A 15,274-nucleotide genomic window follows, 5' to 3' on the forward strand; every position below is an offset into this window, starting at 1 on the left:
CGAGCCGCATGATGAGCTCACTGCGTTCGCTCATTCAGGACACCCCCACACTGTCTGAGGTGGACAGCCACCCGACGATGCCGTCAACCGCGTCCTTGCAGCTGCCGCAGCCGGTGGTGGCGCGCGTACGGGCGACGACGTCGTCGAGCGAGCGGGCGCCGGAGCGCCAGCAGCGCACCAGCGCGCCCTTGGTGACCGTGTTGCACTGGCACACGGTGGCGTTGTCGGGCATGAGCGCGGGCGTGGTCGTGGCGACCGGCGCCTCCACGCCGCCCAGGGACCGCCCGAGCAGCAGCGCGCGCCGGTCGCGCGGCACCAGGCCCCTGCGGTCGAAAAGCTGGATGACCTGGCCGACGCTGGGGTTGTCGCCCAGCATCACCGCGCCGGTCAGCCGGTCGTCGCGGATGACCAGGCGGGCGTAGGTGCCCCGGGCCGGGTCGGCGAAGCTGACGTCCTCGCAGGCGGGGTCGGGTTGCAGGCTGCCCATCGCGGCCAGGTCGATGCCGGAGGCCTTGAGCCGGGTGACCGGCGAACTCGGCACGTACATTGCGTCGGGGTCGGCCCCGGTGAGCCGGGCGGCCAGCACCCTGGCCTGCTCCCAGGCCGGGGCGACCAGCCCGCCGACGACCTCGCCGAACTGCGCGCAGTCGCCGATGGCCGATACGCGCCGGTCCGAGGTGGCGAGCCGCTCGTCGATGACGATCCCGCGCTCCACCCGCAGCCCCGCCGCGCGGGCCAGACCGGTCTCGGCGCGCACCCCGCAGGCCAGCACCAGCAGGTCGGCCCGCAGGTTGCGGTCGTCCAGGCGCAGTGTCACCCCGTCGGCGTCGGCGCTCACCCCGGTCGCGGACGACGCCAGGTGCACGGCCACGCCCAGCTCGGCGAGGGTGCGCACCAGCACGGCGCTGGCGCCCTGGTCGAGCTGACGCTCCATCAGGTGGCCGACGCCGTGCACGACCTCGACGGCCAGCCCGCGCCCGGCCAGGCCGCGGGCGGCCTCCAGGCCGAGCAGTCCGCCGCCGAGCACGAGCGCGGTGCGCGCGCCCTGCGCGGCGTCGAGGATGCGGCGGCAGTCCTCCAGCGTCCGGAAGGTGGCGACGCGCGGGTGCGGCTGCTCCAGTCCCGGGATCGGCGGCACGATCGCCTGCGATCCGGTGGCCAGCACCAGGTGGTCGTAGGTCAGTTCCTCGCCGTCGTCGAGGGTGACGGTGCGGGCGGCGCGGTCGATGCCGGTGACGGTCACCCCGGTGCGGGTCTTCACCCCGTGCCCGGCGGCCTCGGTCAGCGTGATGTCGGTTTCGCCGTGCTTGCCGGCCAGCACGCTGGACAGCAGGATGCGGTTGTAGGCCCGGTGCGGCTCGGCGCCGAGCACGGTGACCTCGACGCCGGACGCGGCCGACAGCTCCGTCGCCAGCCGGGCCCCGGCCATGCCGTACCCGATGACGATCACGTGGTGGGGGGAGGTGCGGGGTCGGTCGGCGGGCGGCAGGGCCGAGCCATGCCGCGCGGTGTTGCCAGGGTTCATGGTGTCACCGGCTCGATTCGTACGGCACAGACCTTGAACTCCGGCATCCGTGAGATCGGATCCAACGCGTCACCGGTGAGCGAGTTGGCCCGGCCCGTGCCGGAGTAGTGGAAGGGCGCGAAGAGGGTGTCGGGTCGGATCGTGGTGACGACGCGGGCGGGCGCGATCATCTCGCCGCGGCGGCTGAGCACCCGCACCGTGTCGCCGTCGTCGATGCCGAGCCGCTCGGCCAGATCCGGGTGCAGCTCGACGAACGGCCCGCCGGGCAGCGCCGCGATGCGGCGGGTCTGCGCGCCGGACTGGTACTGCGCCAGGACCCGCCCCGTGGTGAGGTAGAGCGGGTACTCGGCGTCGATCTCCTCGGCCACCGGCCGGTGCTCCACCGCGATCATGCGGGCGCGACCGTCCGGGGTCGGGAAGCCTTCTTCGAAGAGCCGCGGCGTGCCTGCCCGGTCCGCCGCGGGGCAGGGCCAGAAAACGCCGTTCTCGGCGTCCACCCGCTCCCACGTGACGCCTGCGTAATCGGCCACCCCGCCGGCGGTGGCCCGCCGCAGCTCTTCGAAGACGGCGTACGGCTCGGCGGAGAACCCGCCGGACCGCTCGCCACCGGTGACGGAGCGACCGTCCCCGGTTCGGCCGAGCCGGAAGGCCAGCTCGGCCATCACCGCCAGATCCGTCCCTGTCCCTGGCGGTGGCTTGCGAAGAGCCCGGCGCCGCAGCACCCGGCCCTCCAGATTGGTCATGGTTCCGTCTTCCTCGGCCCACTGTGCCACGGGAAGCACCACATCGGCGATCGCGGCGGTCTCACTGAGCACGAAATCGCAGACGACCAGCAGGTCCAGCGACTTCAGCCGCTCGGTGATCCGGGCCGCGCGGGGCGCGGAGACCACCGGGTTGGAGCCGAACACCAGCATCGCCTTCGGCCCGCCGGGTTGCCCGAGCGCGTCGAGCAGCTCGTACGCAGACAGGCCGGGACCGGGCAGGCTGTCGGGGTCGACGCCCCACACGCCGGCGACGTGCGCCCGCGCGGCCGGGTCGTCGATCTTCCGGTAGCCCGGCAGCTGGTCGGCCTTCTGCCCGTGCTCGCGGCCGCCCTGGCCGTTGCCCTGCCCGGTGAGGCAGCCGTAGCCGGAGCCGGGCCGCCCCGGCAGGCCGAGGGCCAGCGCCAGGTTGATGAAGGCGGTGACCGTGTCGACGCCCTTGGCGTGCTGCTCGGCGCCGCGCGCGGTCAGGATGATCGCGCGGCCGGCGGCGGCCAGCGCCCGCGCGGTGGCCTCCAGGTCGGCGACGGGCACTCCGGTGAGCAGCTCCACCCGGGCGGGCCAGTAGCCGGCGACGGTCTTGCGGACCGCGTCCCAGCCGGTGGTGCGCTCGGCCAGGTAGGCCGGGTCGGTCAGGCCCTCGGCGACCACGATGTGCAGCAGGCCCAGGGCCAGCGCCAGGTCGGTGCCGGGGGTGGGCTGCAGGTGCAGGGTGGCCGCGCGTGCGGTCGGGGTGGCCCGCGGATCCACCACGATCTGGGTGCCGCCGCCCTGGCGCTGCTCGGTGAGGTAACGCGCGAAGGGCGGCATGGTCTCGGCGACGTTCGCGCCGATCAGCAGCAGGGTGTCGGCGCCGGCGATGTCGGCCATCGGGAACGGCAGCCCGCGGTCGATGCCGAAGGACCGGTTGGCGGCGGCCGCCGCCGAGCTCATGCAGAAGCGGCCGTTGTAGTCGATGTTGGCGGTGCGCAGCGCGACCCGGGCGAACTTGCCCAGCGTGTACGCCTTCTCGTTGGTGAGCCCGCCGCCGCCGAACACGGCGACCGCGTCGCGCCCGTGCGCGTCCTGCACCCGGCGGACGCCGTCGACGATGAAGTCGTATGCCTCGTCCCAGGTCGCCGGCTGTCCCTTGATCAGCGGGGTGGTCAGCCGCTCGGGGTGGTCCAGCAGCTCGGCCGAGGTCCAGCCCTTCTGGCAGAGCCCGCCGCGGTTGGTGGGGAAGTCGCGGGCGGCGACCTCGACCCGCCCCTGCGGGGTCTCGCGCAGCGTCATCCCGCACTGCAATGCGCAGTACGGGCAGTGGGTGGCGACCTCACGCGCGGATTCGAGCAACGGCAATGCCGTTACTCGAGTGGCGGGTGGGGCCGAGGGCGTCATGTGCGAAATCCTGCGGTCCGGGAGTTTCGCTGCGGCGTCCCCCGTGTTTCCAACCTGCTAAGAGCGGCGCACGTCGCCCGCGAAAGCGCTGTTGGTGACGGTGGCCACGCCGAAGGGCCCGCCGGAGAAGGCGTTTTACGGGGTCGGCCGTCCAGTGACGATGATGATCGTCCGAATGGTTGATTACCCCATCCGGGCGCTTACGGTTACGATGACGTCACAGTGCGTGAAAGTGCTCAGAATGGGCTATTTTCACTCACGGATCTGGCATGAAGAACAGGATGACTCGTGGTCACACCGGGCGTAATCTAATCGGCATGACTGCCAAAGTAACGCTGTCCTTCACGGACGAGACGATTGAGGAAGCGCGCCGGTACGCCGAGCGCGACGGGCTGTCGCTGTCGGCTTGGATGGACCAAGCCGCGCGGGAGAAGGCCCTGCGGGAGTTGTTCACCGCGCACGCGGACGTGGTGCGCCGGGCGGGCATCGACCGGCTGGAGAAGAACGCGCTGGACGATGAGCGCGAAGTCGAATTGGTACGCCTGGAACTGTCAGGACGGGGGCGGCGTGCTGCGTAGAGGCGAGATCTGGCGTATCGACGGAGCCCGGGAAAGGCTCGGCCTGATCATCAGCTCGGATGTGTACAACAGCACCGATGTGCCGATCGTCATCGTCGCGGAGGTCGTCGAGGAGGACGAGCTCCGCGACTCGCCGCTGGCGGTGCCGATGGGCGAGCTGATCATCATGCCCGACCGGGTGTCGTCACCCATGAAGAAGTGGTTCACCGACATGGTGGACGTCGTCGACACCGACACGATGCGCAGGGTCGGCCGGGCCTTGCGCATCATCCAGGACCTCTAGTCGCCTGCGGTCAGGTCGTCGCCTGAACAGTCGGCTTCTTCCTTGGGGCACTGCGCCCGCATCGAGGTGTGCAGCGGAGTGAACAGCTCCGTCAGCTGTGCCAGTTGCTGCGGTGTCAACCGGTCGATGAAGATCGCACGGACCAGCTCGACGTGATACGGCGCGACTCGCTGGATCGTCTCCCACCCCTCGTCGGTGAGCACGGCGAACTGTCCCCGCCGGTCGGACGGGCAGCTCTGCCGGCGCACCAGCCCGGCCCGCTCCATCCGGGTGATCTGGTGTGACAGCCGGCTCTTCTCCAGCAGCATCGCCTGTGCCAGCTCCGACATGCGCAGGCGCCGGTCGGGCGCCTCGGAGAGGCTCACCAGCACGCCGTAGTCGGTGCCCGAGAGGTCGTGCTGCGTCATCCCGCGCTCAAGCTCTGCCATCACCAGCTTCGCCGTGGTGATGAAACTGCGCCATGCCGCCTGCTCCGGCTCGGTCAGCCAGGGGACGGCCGTCGTCTGGGTTGCGGTGGTCGCCATGAATCACACCCTAGAGGGGTGGGGACAGAGGTCCCCACCCCTCATCGTCTCTATCAGGCCGTCTTTACGACATCGTCGTAGTCGAGCCGGGGGTTGCGGTCGAACCAGGCGCCCTCGCCCGGCTTGCCGATGTTCACCACGGCCAGCACCTTGTGCTCGCCGTCGGCGAAGAACTCCTTCTCGATGCCGGTCGCGTCGAAGCCGGTCATCGGGCCGGCGGCCAGTCCGGCCGCGCGCACGCCCAGGATGAAGTAGCCCACCTGGAGCGCGGCGTTGAACTGCGCCGTGTTGGCGCGGGCCGCGTCGTCGCCGGTGAACCAGTCGCGGATGCCGGGGGCGTGCGGGAACAGGTCGGGCAGCCGGTCGTGGAAGTTCGTGTCGGCGGCGAGGATCGCCACCAGCGGAGCCTTGCCGGTCTTCGCCTTGTTGCCGTCGGCCATCTGCTCGACCAGGCGCTCGCGGGCCTGCTCGGAGCGCACCAGCACCACCCGCAGCGGCTGCATGTTGAGCGAGGTCGGCGCGTACTTGACCAGGTCGTAGATCGCCCGCACCTGCTCGTCGGTCACCGGCTCGTCGGTGAAGGTGTTGGCGGTGCGCGCACTACGGAACAGCAGCTCCTGCGCGTGGTTGTCGAGAACGAGCGACATTGTGTTTCCTCCGAAGTCGGTCTGGCCATGTCAGCCACCTGTCACCAACTTTGGTGAACCTTCAACTATTTCGCAAGAGACCACGCTGTGGCGTACCCGACACCGCACCCGCCTTGATCAGCAGATTTGCCAGGCAGGTGGGCGTATCCGTGCTCAAGATACGCCCACCTGCCTGGCAACTCGGATGATCGAGGGCGAAAGGCCCCGACCCCGGAGGCGGCCGGGGTCGGGGGTGGGGGAGGGATGGAGGGTCAGACGCCCGCGTGGGCGAGGCTGGGGGCCTGCGCCACCAGGACGCGCCGGCGCAGGTAGCACCACCAGGTGACGGCCAGGCAGGTGCCGTACATCACTGCGAACCAGCCGAAGGCGGTGCCGATGCCGCCGGTCGCGTTGATCGAGTCGCTGATGGCCCGGGGCAGGTAGAAGCCGCCCAGCGCGCCGACCGCGCCGGCGATGCCCAGCGTGGCCGCCGACTCCCGCTTCGCGGTGGCCAGATCGGCCGAGGTGGCCGCGAAGATCGCCGGGATCATGCGGTAGGTCGACCCGTTGCCCGCGCCGGCCGCCGCGAACAGCAGCAGGAACGCGCACAGGAAACCGGCCATGCTCTTGGCCTGGACCGCGGTGATGACGCCGTACGAGCCGAGGCCCATCACCACGAAGCAGGCCGCCGTGACCCGGGCCCCGCCGACCTTGTCCGACAGCCAGCCGCCGAACGGGCGGGTCAGCGAGCCGACCAGCGGGCCGGTGAACGCCAGAGTGATCGTCGCCGCGCCCAGGTGGGCGGTGGGAGCCTGCGGGAACTGGAGCTTGAGCACGAGCGGGAAGGCGGCGGAGTAGCCCAGGAACGAGCCGAAGGTGCCGATGTAGAGGAAGGACATGATCCACGTGTGCGCCCGCTTGACCGTGGCGAACTGCGCCTTCAGCGGCGACTTCGCCACCTCGAGGTTGTTCATGAACAGGCGTGCGCAGAGCGCGGCGGCCAGCACCAGCGGCAGCCACATCAGGCCGCCGTACACCAGCCCGAACGACAGCGCGATCGGCACCACCAGCTGCATCACGCTGATGCCGAGGTTGCCGCCGGCCGCGTTCAGGCCGAGCGCGACGCCCTTCTCCTTCTCCGGGTAGAAGAAGGAGATGTTCGTCATGGAGGAGGCGAAGTTGCCGCCGCCCAGGCCGGCGGTCGCGGCGACGAGCAGCACCGCCCAGTACGGCGGCTTGGCGGTGACCGCGAACACCATGCCCGCGATCGGGATCAGCAGCAGCAGCGCGCTGATCATGGTCCAGGTGCGCCCGCCGAACCGGGTCACCGCGAAGGTGTACGGGATGCGCATCAGCGCCCCGATCAGGTTCGGCAGGGCGACGAGCCAGAACTTCTGGTCGACGGTGAACGGGAAGGCGGTGGCCGGCATCGCCACCACCACGACGCTCCAGAGCGTCCACACCGAGAACCCCAGGTGCTCGGCGAAGATGGAGAAGACCAGGTTCCGCCGGGCGACTCGGCGGCCGGTGGAGGCCCAGAACTGCGGGTCCTCGGGGTCCCAGTTGCTGATCGCGGCGGGCTTCGATGCCGGCGGCGCAGGCGCGATGGCGGTCATGGCCAGCAGGTTACGAACGTGTGATTGCCACGTTGTTCCGATGCGCGTACCCGTGGTGTGAACCCTGCCGCACCGTGCGGCCTCGATCGCTGTGAGCGGGGGCCGCGAAATCGGACATCGAACGGCATACCACTAGGCAAGCAGGCCGTTTTGACCTCGCCGCGGGGCACCGGGTATCGTTAGCGGCTGTTGTGCGAGAGGTGGCGTCGAGCCGGTAGTCCTGATGCTCAGGTAGGCTTGTCGTTCGCGCGCCGGTCCGTTTGCGACCGGCCGGCATCGCAGAATCCGTTGATCGTGGGCAGGTTCGCCCGCGGTCACACAGACCTACGACGAGACAAGGTAGACCTGTGCGTACGTACAGCCCGAAGCCGGGTGAGATCGAGCGTCAGTGGCACGTTATCGACGCTTCTGACGTCGTGCTGGGCCGGCTCGCCACCCACACCGCCAACCTTCTGCGCGGTAAGCACAAGCCGACTTTCGCGCCGCACGTCGACACCGGCGACTTTGTGGTCATCATCAACGCCGGCAAGGTTGCCCTGACGGGCAACAAGCGCGCGACCAAGATCGCTTACCGGCACTCCGGTTACCCGGGTGGTCTGAAGCAGATCGGCTACGAGGAGCTGCTCACCAAGCGCCCCGAGAAGGCGATCGAGCTGGCCGTCAAGGGCATGATCCCCCACAACCGGCTGGGTCGTCAGATCATGTCGAAGCTGAAGGTCTACGCTGGCGCGGAGCACCCGCACGCGGCTCAGCAGCCGGTGCCGTTCGAGATCAAGCAGATCGCGCAGTGAGCGCGGACGAAGGAATCACCATGACCGACACTTCCGTGCCGACCCAGGCCGTGGTCGAGGCTGAGGCTGAGGCCTCGGTCGTCGCCACTGCCGTCGCTGTCAAGCCGGCCACCCCGAAGTTCAAGGGCGACCGGCCGATCCAGACCGTTGGCCGCCGCAAGCAGGCCATCGTCCGGGTGCGCCTGATCCCCGGCTCCGGCAAGATCACCTGCAACGGCCAGGACCTGGAGAAGTACTTCCCCAGCAAGGTCGCGCAGCAGTCGGTCCGTGAGCCGCTGGTGACCGTGGAGAAGACCGAGGGCCTCGACATCGTCGCCAACCTGCGTGGCGGCGGCATCAGCGGCCAGGCCGGCGCGCTGCGCCTGGCCATCGCGCGGGCGCTGATCGAGCTCGACATCGACGACCGCCCGGCGCTGAAGAAGGCCGGCTTCCTCACCCGCGACGCCCGCGTCACGGAGAGCAAGAAGTACGGTCTCAAGAAGGCCCGTAAGGCCCCGCAGTACTCCAAGCGTTGATCGCTGTCTACTGATCGGCCGGGCACGCTCCTGCTTCACGGCGGGGTGGCGTGCCCGGCCTTTCGACTTTGGGCCCTCATCCGGGGTCCGGGTCGGCTTGAACCCCTCCTTTCGCACCCCACAGAAAGGGCCACCGAATGGCACGCCTTTTCGGCACCGACGGCGTACGCGGTCTGGCCAACGCGGACCTCAGCCCCGAACTCGCCCTCTCGCTGGCTGTCGCCGCGGCGCACACCCTGCCCGACCCCGATCGTGAGCAGCCGCCGCTGGTGGTGGTCGGCCGCGACCCCCGCGCCAGCGGGGAGATGCTCGAGGCGGCCGTGGTCGCGGGCCTGGCCAGCGCCGGTGCGAACGTGGTGCGGGTCGGCGTGCTGCCGACGCCCGGCGTGGCGTACCTGACCGCCGAGGTGCGGGCCGACTTCGGCGTGATGATCTCCGCCAGCCACAACCCGATGCCGGACAACGGCATCAAGTTCTTCGCCGCCGGTGGGCACAAGCTGACCGACGAGCAGGAGGACGCCATCGAGGCCGCGCTCGGCGCGACCTGGACGCGCCCCACCGGCGCGGCGGTCGGCCGGGCGCACGACCTGCTCGACGGTGCCGAGCACTACACGACGCACCTGGTGGAGGCCACCGGCCACCCGCTCGCCGGGCTCAAGGTCGTGGTCGACTGCGCGCACGGCGCGGCCAGCGACGTGGCGCCCGACGCGTTCCGCGGGGCCGGGGCCGAGGTGGTCGCCATCAACGCCGAGCCCGACGGGCTCAACATCAACGACGAGTGCGGCGCGACTCACCTCGGCCCGCTGAAGGCGGCCGTGGTCGAGCACGGCGCGCACCTGGGTATCGCGGTCGACGGTGACGCCGACCGGTGCCTGGCGGTCGACGCGTCCGGTGCCGAGGTGGACGGCGACCAGATCATGGCGATCCTCGCGCTGGCCATGCGCGACGCCGGCACGCTGGTCAACGACACCCTGGTCGCGACGGTCATGAGCAACCTCGGGCTGCGCATCGCCATGCGTGAGGCCGGCATCACCCTGGTCGAGACGAAGGTCGGCGACCGGTACGTGCTGGAGGAGCTGCGGGCCGGCGGCTTCAGCCTGGGTGGCGAGCAGAGCGGCCACGTCGTCTTCACCGAGCACGCGACCACCGGCGACGGTGTGCTCACCGGCCTGCGGCTGCTGGCCCGCGTGGCGCAGACCGGCAAGTCCCTGGCCGAGCTGGCCGCCGTGGTGAACCGGCTGCCGCAGGTGCTGATCAACGTACGGGTCGCCGACAAGGCCGTTGCCCGCGCTCCGGAGATCCTCGCCGCGGTCGCCGCGGCCGAGGCCCAGCTCAGCGGGACCGGCCGGGTGCTGCTGCGCCCGTCGGGCACCGAGCAGCTGGTCCGGGTGATGGTCGAGGCCTCCGGCGAGGACATCGCGCAGAAGATCGCCGAGGACATCGCCGCCGACGTGCGGGCGGCCAGCCCGGCGGTGTGAACGTCAGCGTCACGTGAATCAGGGGGCGTCTCCGCGACCGCGGAGACGCCCCCTGATCAGTTCTACGGTGTCAGCCGCCCACGAACACACTCACGCAGGTCGCCGACGAGCCCGTGCCGGCGCGCTTCTGCCGCTCGGTGCCGTCGACGGAGATGGAGCAGCCGGTCACGTTCGCGTCGCCGCCCGGCGCGCCGAAGGCGATCACCGACAGGCCGAACGAGTCGGTGTTCAGCGTGAAGTTCTTGGTCCACGGCAGGGTCACCGTCTCGCTCGGCGTCTTGCCCGGCCCCTCCGAGTACGTGATCAGCGCCTGGCCGGTGCCCTCGACGGCGTAGCGCACCGAGTGCGAGCCGGTGGCGTCCCCGGTCGCCACGCCGACGCTGGGGATCATGTTCGGCAGGTCCTCGATCGCCTCGTTCGCCTTGTAGAAGAGGTAGTAGCCGCCGACGCCGCAGACAGCGCACAGCAGCAGCACGACACCCAGGATGATGCCCACGATCAGGCCGGTCTTGCTCTTCTTCGGCGGCTGGACCGGCGAGCCGTAGGCCGGGGTGCCGTAGGCGGGCGTGCCGTAGGCGGGCGGCTGGTTGGGCTGCCACGGGGGCGGTGCCGGCTGGTTCGGGTCGTACGCGGGCGGCTGCGCCTGGTTCGGGTCGTACGGAGGGGGGTAGCTCATGCCTTCTTCTCCTGGCTGCGCTCGTCGGCGGGGGAGGCGGCGCGTCGGGCCGGGGACCCGCTCCGCTCGCTCACCCGCGGATGGTAGGCCCCCCGCGCTCTCCCGCGACACGCGGTGGCAGCAATCCGTCACTAATCGGGCAGGCCGAGGTCCGTCCAGGTTGCAATCAAATCCGGTGCGTGATTGACCGGGTTCTGAACATGCAATGTGAGTGAAACTCCGCTAAGGTAACGGGCATGTGCGGGATCGTGGGATACGTGGGCGGCCAGCAGGCGCTCGGTGTGGTGTTGGACGGGCTGCGGCGGCTGGAATACCGGGGTTACGACTCCGCCGGCGTCGCCGTGCTGGCGAACAGCAGGCTGCTTCTGGCCAAGAAGGCCGGCAAGCTTTCGAATCTGGAGAAGATGCTGGCCGAGACTGCCGAGGCCGACCTGCGCGCGGGGACCACGGGCATCGGTCACACCCGCTGGGCCACCCACGGCGGTCCCACAGATCGCAACGCGCACCCGCACCTGTCGGCCGACGGCCGCATCGCGGTGATCCACAACGGCATTATCGAGAACTTCGCGAAGCTGCGGGCCGAATTGCAGGCCGAAGGCATCGAGTTCGCCAGCGACACCGACACCGAGTGCGTCGCGCACCTGCTGGCCGCCGAGCTGGCCGGGATCGCGGGCAGCCCGCAGGCGCTCGCCGACGCGATGCGCCGGGTCTGCGGCCGCCTGGAGGGCGCGTTCACCCTGCTGGCGGTCGACGCCCAGGCGCCCGGCGCCGTGGTCGGCGCGCGCCGCAACTCCCCGCTCGTGGTGGGCCGCGGTAACGGCGAGAACTTCCTGGCCAGCGACGTGAGCGCGTTCATCGAGCACACCCGCGAGGCGGTCGAGCTCGGCCAGGACCAGATCGTGCTGATCACCGCGGACACCATCGAGATCACCGACTTCGCGGGCAACCCCGCGCAGGGCCTCGACTACCACGTGGACTGGGACGCCCGCGCCGCCGAGAAGGACGGCCACGCCTGGTTCATGCTCAAGGAGATCGCCGAGCAGCCCCAGGCCGTGGCCGACACGCTGCGCGGCCGCATCGGCGAGACCGGCGAGATCATGCTCGACGAGGTCCGGCTGACCGACCAGGACCTGCGCGACGTCGACAAGGTCTTCATCGTCTCCTGCGGCACCTCCTACCACGCGGGTCTGGTCGCCAAGTACGCCATCGAGCACTGGACCCGGATCCCGTGCGAGGTCGAGCTGGCCAGCGAGTTCCGCTACCGCGACCCGGTGCTCGACCGGTCCACGCTGGTCGTGGTCATCTCCCAGTCGGGCGAGACCATGGACACCCTGATGGCGCTGCGGCACGCCAAGGAGCAGAAGGCCCGGGTGCTGGCCATCTGCAACACCAACGGCTCGACCATCCCGCGCGAGTCCGACGCCGTGCTCTACACCCACGGCGGCCCCGAGATCGCCGTCGCCTCCACCAAGGCGTTCCTGACCCAGCTCGCCGCCTGCTTCCTGGTCGGCCTGCACCTGGCCCAGGTGCGCGGCGTGAAGTACGCCGACGAGGTGGCCGCTGTCGTCGCGCAGCTGCAGGAGATGCCCGCGAAGATCGAGAAGGTGCTGGCGGGCATGGACCCGGTCCGCGAGCTGGGCCGCGAGCTGGCCGACAACAAGGCGTCCACGGTGCTGTTCATCGGCCGCCACGTCGGCTACCCGGTGGCGCTGGAGGGCGCGCTCAAGCTCAAGGAGCTGGCGTACATGCACGCCGAGGGCTTCGCCGCGGGTGAGCTCAAGCACGGCCCGATCGCGTTGATCGGCGGCCCGGCCGACGACGAGGCGGGCAACCCCGTCGGCCACGGCACGCCCGTGATCTGCATCGTGCCGTCCCCGGCCGGGCGCGGCCTGCTGCACGACAAGATCGTGAGCAACATCCAGGAGGTGCGGGCCCGTGGCGCGCACACCATCGTCATCGCCGAGGAGGGCGACGACGCGGTCATCCCGTACGCCGACGTGCTGATTCGGGTGCCCCGCACGCCCACGCTGCTGGCGCCGTTCGTGACCACCGTGCCGTTGCAGGTGCTCGCCGCGGCGATCGCCGATGCGCGCGGGCACGACGTCGACCAGCCGCGCAACCTGGCCAAGTCCGTCACGGTCGAGTAGCCGGCGCGAGCCGCCCGGCCCCGGTGGCCTGCCTGTCACGGCAGCCACCGGGGCCGTTTCGCGCACCGTCACGCCGCCGCGTCCGGGTTGCCGCGTGCCCACCGTCATGCCGGCGCGCCCAGGTTGCCGCGCGCCCACCGGTCATGTCGGCACGCAGACCGGTCCGCCGGTGGCGGCAGCGCATCGAGTCGACTCGGCGGTCACCGGTCACCGGTCACCGGTCGCCGGTCACGGCGCGGGTCGGCGGCGGCTTCGTGCTCGCCGGTGACGATCTCGGCCAGGCTCTGCAGGGCTGGATTGTCCTCGTGGAAGTAGGCGGCGTGCGCGTCGAACGGGTCGGTGCCGGGGGCCGCCGCGAACACCCGTGCGCCGAACTGTTCGGACGACGGGTCGACGCCGTGCCACAGATCGGCGTTGCCGCGCACCACCGCGTCCGCCGCGGAACCCGCCAGGACGAACCCGGGACCGCCGAGCGCATTCAGCGCCAGCTCGCCCTTCGAGGACGCGAACAGCACGATGTCGTTGCTGGTCGTGGACGCCCACACGTGGCCCGCGTGCCCGAGGTCGGCGGCGCTGTCCACGCCCATCCCGGGGCTGCCCAGGGCGACGATCTCGTCGGCGAGCACGGTGCCTTCCCGCTCGGCCACCCCGATCGCGAGACTGCCGTACGAGTGCCCGATCAGGCTCAGCCGCGCGGGACCGTCCTCGTGCGCGGCGGCCAGCCCGGTCTGGAACGAGCCGAGGTCGTCGCGGGCGGCCAGCGCGGCGCGCTCGCTCATCGCGTCGACGCCGTCCGGCGGGTCGTAGCCCAGCCACATCACCGTCGCCGTGGTGGCGTCCGGGGCCAGCGCCGATGCGCGAGCCTGCACCGCCGCGGCCCGGTCCACCTCACCCGCGAAGCGGTCGAGTGACGCGCCCACGCCCGGCACGTAGGTGGCCACGTTGTCGCTGCCGTCGGGGTCCCCCAAGGCCACCACCAGCCGGCCGTCCCCGCTCGGGTCCAGCCGCAGCAGGTAGGCCCGGGTCGGGCCCTGATCGAGCCGCTCGGCCAGGCCGGTCAGTGCGGTCAGCCGCTGCCGCGCGCCCGGCTCCGGCGGGTGGGCCGCGACGGCGTCGCGCAGCCGGTCCAGCTCCCGGTCGAGCAGTTCCCGGTTGGCGCGGTCGCGCACCGCCGCGGGCACCCCGTCGAGCCGGCCCAGCTCCTCGGGCTTGGCGCCCACCAGCCAGGCCCGCTCGGCCTCGGTCAGCCCGGCCCACCACCGGGCCACGTCCGCCGGCGTGCCGCGCGCGGGCAGCGACACGGCAGTGCCGGTCCACCCCTGCCCGGCCGCCTTGGCCAGTGCGATGAGACGGCGGGCGGTCTCCTCGTCGCTCGCCCGCGCCTCCCGCACGACCGCTTCGATCTCGGCGGAGACCTGCATCGCCAGCGCGACCTCCGATGCTCCGGGAGTCCGGCCCGACAGCGAAACCGGGCCTGCTCCGCCGCGCGGCGAAGCGGCAGCACGCCCGGCGAACTCCGCCGGAACGTGTCCCCGGCCGCCGGGGACCTGTCCCGGGCTCTCCGGCACCGCGCCCTGCCCGCCGGGCGTCCCCGCCGGACCGCCCCGCGGCACGTCCGGCACGACGATGCTCACCTGCCCGTCCGCGGACACCTGCACGGCGGTGCCGCGCACCGCGGACAGCGCCTCGGCCAGCCGACGCTGCAGCGCCCGGACCCGCTCGGCGTGCCGCCACAGCAGCTGATCGACCTCGAGCAGCGCCGGGGGAGCGGTGGCCAGCCGGCGGACCAGGGCCGACCCGGACTCGCGGGCCGCGACGGCGGCGGTGCCACCGTGCCAGGCCTGGTCCTGCCGGGCGAGCTGTCCCGCCAGGTCGTCGTGGTGATCGTCGAGACCCCGGCTCAGCCGTCGCCAGGCGGCGGCCCCTTCGGCCCAGCGCGCCGGGTCAGCGGCCAGCAGCAGCGCGTACGAGACGGTCATCGGCGCTCACCCGCTGCGGCGATCTTGCGGGCCAGCCCCGAGTCGCGTTCGGCGTAGCTCAGCCCGGCCACGCAGAGCCGCTCGCCGAAGGCGGTCAGGTCGCCGGAGAAGGCAGCCAGGTGGGCCCCCAGCTCGTGGGCCAGCCGGACCTGCACGCCGCTCACGGCCCACCCCGACGACCCGCTGGTGAGACCGGCGGCGTGGGGCACCTCGCCCGCGACCGCCTCGGCCAGCCGGGCCAGCACGCCACCCAGTCTGATCAGCTCGTCCGGCTCGACGTGCACCGGCTCGGGCACGGTTCCGGAAGGGTTCTCGGCATCCATACCGGCGATGCTTCCCGCCCCGCGGCCGCCGCGGCCAGCCCTGTGGATAACTCGGAGCCCGGTTGCCCACAGGTT

14 protein-coding genes are annotated in these 15,274 nt (G+C 71.5%); 6 read left to right on the forward strand and 8 right to left on the reverse strand.

The genetic code is table 11. The features are described 5' to 3' along the window. Nucleotides 1-34: 34 nt before the first annotated feature. Nucleotides 35-1,525: an FAD-dependent oxidoreductase gene (locus tag F9C41_RS36270; protein WP_155391376.1), complete on the reverse strand. Its 1,491-nt coding sequence runs from the start codon at nt 1,523-1,525 to the stop codon at nt 35-37. Next, nucleotides 1,522-3,663 (reverse strand): molybdopterin oxidoreductase family protein, encoded by a 2,142-nt coding sequence (locus F9C41_RS36275; protein ID WP_155391377.1) that lies wholly within the window; start codon nt 3,661-3,663, stop codon nt 1,522-1,524. Before F9C41_RS36275 ends, F9C41_RS36270 begins: the two co-directional genes overlap by 4 nt. Nucleotides 3,664-3,980: 317 nt before the next feature. Here F9C41_RS36275 and F9C41_RS36280 point away from each other — a divergent pair, with 317 nt between their 5' ends. Both F9C41_RS36280 and F9C41_RS36285 read left to right on the forward strand, forming a co-directional pair. Then, a complete protein-coding gene (locus F9C41_RS36280) occupies nt 3,981-4,241 on the forward strand; it encodes a DUF6364 family protein (protein ID WP_155391378.1) in 261 nt (86 codons plus the stop codon). Beyond that, a complete protein-coding gene (locus tag F9C41_RS36285) occupies nt 4,180-4,524 on the forward strand; it encodes a type II toxin-antitoxin system PemK/MazF family toxin (RefSeq protein ID WP_196280101.1) in 345 nt (114 codons plus the stop codon). The genes F9C41_RS36280 and F9C41_RS36285 overlap by 62 nt, the downstream gene beginning before the upstream one ends. Here F9C41_RS36285 and F9C41_RS36290 read toward each other — a convergent pair. From F9C41_RS36290 to F9C41_RS36300, 3 genes are all read right to left on the reverse strand, one after another. Further along, complete coding sequence (locus F9C41_RS36290) at nt 4,521-5,048, reverse strand: MarR family winged helix-turn-helix transcriptional regulator (RefSeq protein ID WP_155391380.1); 528 nt, start codon at nt 5,046-5,048, stop codon at nt 4,521-4,523. The genes F9C41_RS36285 and F9C41_RS36290 overlap by 4 nt on opposite strands. Nucleotides 5,049-5,101: 53 nt before the next feature. Further along, nucleotides 5,102-5,695, reverse strand: a complete 594-nt coding sequence (locus F9C41_RS36295; RefSeq protein ID WP_155391381.1) for a malonic semialdehyde reductase — start codon at nt 5,693-5,695, stop codon at nt 5,102-5,104. A gap of 251 nt (nt 5,696-5,946) precedes the next feature. Next, nucleotides 5,947-7,290, reverse strand: a complete 1,344-nt coding sequence (locus tag F9C41_RS36300; protein ID WP_155391382.1) for an MFS transporter — start codon at nt 7,288-7,290, stop codon at nt 5,947-5,949. 347 nt (nt 7,291-7,637) lie between these two features. Between F9C41_RS36300 and rplM the strand changes: the two genes are divergently transcribed. The 3 genes from rplM to glmM all read left to right on the forward strand — a co-directional run bounded on the left by rplM (nt 7,638) and on the right by glmM (nt 10,074). Then, nucleotides 7,638-8,081 carry a 50S ribosomal protein L13 gene (gene rplM, locus F9C41_RS36305; RefSeq protein ID WP_155391383.1) on the forward strand — a complete coding sequence of 148 codons (444 nt, stop codon included), beginning with the start codon at nt 7,638-7,640 and terminating at the stop codon, nt 8,079-8,081. Between the two features lie 20 nt (nt 8,082-8,101). Beyond that, complete coding sequence (gene rpsI / locus F9C41_RS36310) at nt 8,102-8,596, forward strand: 30S ribosomal protein S9 (RefSeq protein WP_155391384.1); 495 nt, start codon at nt 8,102-8,104, stop codon at nt 8,594-8,596. 137 nt (nt 8,597-8,733) lie between these two features. After that, a complete protein-coding gene (gene glmM / locus F9C41_RS36315; protein ID WP_155391385.1) occupies nt 8,734-10,074 on the forward strand; it encodes a phosphoglucosamine mutase in 1,341 nt (446 codons plus the stop codon). A gap of 70 nt (nt 10,075-10,144) precedes the next feature. Here glmM and F9C41_RS36320 read toward each other — a convergent pair whose 3' ends face one another. After that, entirely contained in the window at nt 10,145-10,750 is a 606-nt protein-coding gene (locus F9C41_RS36320) for a hypothetical protein (protein ID WP_155391386.1), read from the reverse strand. Between the two features lie 236 nt (nt 10,751-10,986). Here F9C41_RS36320 and glmS point away from each other — a divergent pair, with 236 nt between their 5' ends. Further along, nucleotides 10,987-12,897, forward strand: coding sequence for a glutamine--fructose-6-phosphate transaminase (isomerizing) (gene glmS, locus F9C41_RS36325; RefSeq protein WP_155391387.1), 1,911 nt, complete (start codon nt 10,987-10,989; stop codon nt 12,895-12,897). 200 nt (nt 12,898-13,097) lie between these two features. On the opposite strand, the gene F9C41_RS36330 is transcribed toward glmS, so the two are convergent. Together F9C41_RS36330 and F9C41_RS36335 are read right to left on the reverse strand one after the other, a co-directional pair. Next, nucleotides 13,098-14,876 (reverse strand): alpha/beta hydrolase, encoded by a 1,779-nt coding sequence (locus F9C41_RS36330; RefSeq protein WP_155391388.1) that lies wholly within the window; start codon nt 14,874-14,876, stop codon nt 13,098-13,100. Then, a complete protein-coding gene (locus tag F9C41_RS36335) occupies nt 14,873-15,199 on the reverse strand; it encodes a hypothetical protein (protein ID WP_155391389.1) in 327 nt (108 codons plus the stop codon). The genes F9C41_RS36330 and F9C41_RS36335 overlap by 4 nt, the downstream gene beginning before the upstream one ends. Nucleotides 15,200-15,274 lie beyond the last annotated feature (75 nt).

Origin of the sequence: Catellatospora paridis (assembly GCF_009720365.1) — a bacterium.
In the GTDB taxonomy this organism is placed as follows: Bacteria; Actinomycetota; Actinomycetes; order Mycobacteriales; family Micromonosporaceae; genus Catellatospora; species Catellatospora paridis.

What these genes read in the sequence shown, in the direction of transcription:
- F9C41_RS36280 (WP_155391378.1), top strand. Translation starts at nt 3,981, where the DNA reads ATGACTGCCAAAGTAACGCTGTCCTTCACGGACGAGACGATTGAGGAA.
- F9C41_RS36330 (WP_155391388.1), bottom strand. Translation starts at nt 14,876, where the DNA reads ATGACCGTCTCGTACGCGCTGCTGCTGGCCGCTGACCCGGCGCGCTGG.
- F9C41_RS36290 (WP_155391380.1), bottom strand. Translation starts at nt 5,048, where the DNA reads ATGGCGACCACCGCAACCCAGACGACGGCCGTCCCCTGGCTGACCGAG.
- rpsI (WP_155391384.1), top strand. Translation starts at nt 8,102, where the DNA reads ATGACCGACACTTCCGTGCCGACCCAGGCCGTGGTCGAGGCTGAGGCT.
- F9C41_RS36295 (WP_155391381.1), bottom strand. Translation starts at nt 5,695, where the DNA reads ATGTCGCTCGTTCTCGACAACCACGCGCAGGAGCTGCTGTTCCGTAGT.
- F9C41_RS36300 (WP_155391382.1), bottom strand. Translation starts at nt 7,290, where the DNA reads ATGACCGCCATCGCGCCTGCGCCGCCGGCATCGAAGCCCGCCGCGATC.
- F9C41_RS36335 (WP_155391389.1), bottom strand. Translation starts at nt 15,199, where the DNA reads ATGGATGCCGAGAACCCTTCCGGAACCGTGCCCGAGCCGGTGCACGTC.
- glmS (WP_155391387.1), top strand. Translation starts at nt 10,987, where the DNA reads ATGTGCGGGATCGTGGGATACGTGGGCGGCCAGCAGGCGCTCGGTGTG.
- glmM (WP_155391385.1), top strand. Translation starts at nt 8,734, where the DNA reads ATGGCACGCCTTTTCGGCACCGACGGCGTACGCGGTCTGGCCAACGCG.
- F9C41_RS36270 (WP_155391376.1), bottom strand. Translation starts at nt 1,525, where the DNA reads ATGAACCCTGGCAACACCGCGCGGCATGGCTCGGCCCTGCCGCCCGCC.
- F9C41_RS36285 (WP_196280101.1), top strand. Translation starts at nt 4,180, where the DNA reads ATGAGCGCGAAGTCGAATTGGTACGCCTGGAACTGTCAGGACGGGGGC.
- F9C41_RS36275 (WP_155391377.1), bottom strand. Translation starts at nt 3,663, where the DNA reads ATGACGCCCTCGGCCCCACCCGCCACTCGAGTAACGGCATTGCCGTTG.
- F9C41_RS36320 (WP_155391386.1), bottom strand. Translation starts at nt 10,750, where the DNA reads ATGAGCTACCCCCCTCCGTACGACCCGAACCAGGCGCAGCCGCCCGCG.